1 rRNA gene is annotated in these 1,142 nt (G+C 53.6%); it reads left to right on the top strand.

What is annotated here, in order from left to right:
* A 23S ribosomal RNA gene (locus tag HP548_RS04410) occupies nucleotides 1-1,142 on the top strand; the annotation flags it as partial.

Genomic DNA, 1,142 nt, shown 5'->3' with positions numbered 1-1,142 from the left:
TCTCTCCGAGATGTATCCCGAGTAGTGCGGGGCACGTGAAACCCCGTATGAATCCGGCAGGACCATCTGCCAAGGCTAAATACTTCCTAGCGACCGATAGTGAAGCAGTACCGTGAGGGAAAGGTGAAAAGCACCCCGGAAGGGGAGTGAAATAGAACCTGAAACCGTGTGCTTACAAAAAGTCAGAGCCCGTTTTAGGGGTGATGGCGTGCCTTTTGTAGAATGAACCGGCGAGTTACGTTCCCGTGCAAGGTTAAGGTGAAGAGCCGGAGCCGCAGCGAAAGCGAGTCTGAATAGGGCGACATAGTACGTGGACGTAGACCCGAAACCGGGTGATCTACCCCTGTCCAGGGTGAAGGTGCGGTAACACGCACTGGAGGCCCGAACCCACGCACGTTGAAAAGTGCGGGGATGAGGTGGGGGTAGCGGAGAAATTCCAATCGAACTCGGAGATAGCTGGTTCTCCCCGAAATAGCTTTAGGGCTAGCCTCGGAAAACAGAGTCGTGGAGGTAGAGCACTGATTGGGTGCGGGGCCCGCAAGGGTTACCAAGCTCAGTCAAACTCCGAATGCCATAGACTTACTTCCGGGAGTCAGACAGTGAGTGCTAAGATCCATTGTCAAAAGGGAAACAGCCCAGACCATCAGCTAAGGTCCCCAAGTGTGTGTTAAGTGGGAAAGGATGTGGAGTTGCACAGACAACCAGGATGTTGGCTTAGAAGCAGCCACCATTGAAAGAGTGCGTAATAGCTCACTGGTCGAGTGACTCTGCGCCGAAAATGTAACGGGGCTAAACACACCACCGAAGCTATGGCTTGATGCTTTGCATCAGGGGTAGGGGAGCGTTGTATAAGGGTTGAAGGTGTACCGTAAGGAGCGCTGGACATTATACAAGTGAGAATGCCGGTATGAGTAACGAAAAGATCAGTGAGAATCTGATCCGCCGAAAGCCTAAGGGTTCCTGAGGAAGGCTCGTCCGCTCAGGGTAAGTCGGGACCTAAGGCGAGGCCGAAAGGCGTAGTCGAAGGACAACAGGTCGAAATTCCTGTACCACCGTAAGCCGTTATGAGCAATGGGGGGACGCAGCAGGGTAGTGACGCGGACTGATGGATGTCCGTCTAAGCAGTGAGGCTGATGTGTAGG

It is taken from the genome of Paenibacillus taichungensis, from assembly GCF_013359905.1.
Classification (GTDB): Bacteria; Bacillota; Bacilli; order Paenibacillales; family Paenibacillaceae; genus Paenibacillus; species Paenibacillus taichungensis.
Note: the sequence above shows the minus strand (reverse complement) of the source record. Positions and strands in the feature narration are given on the sequence as shown.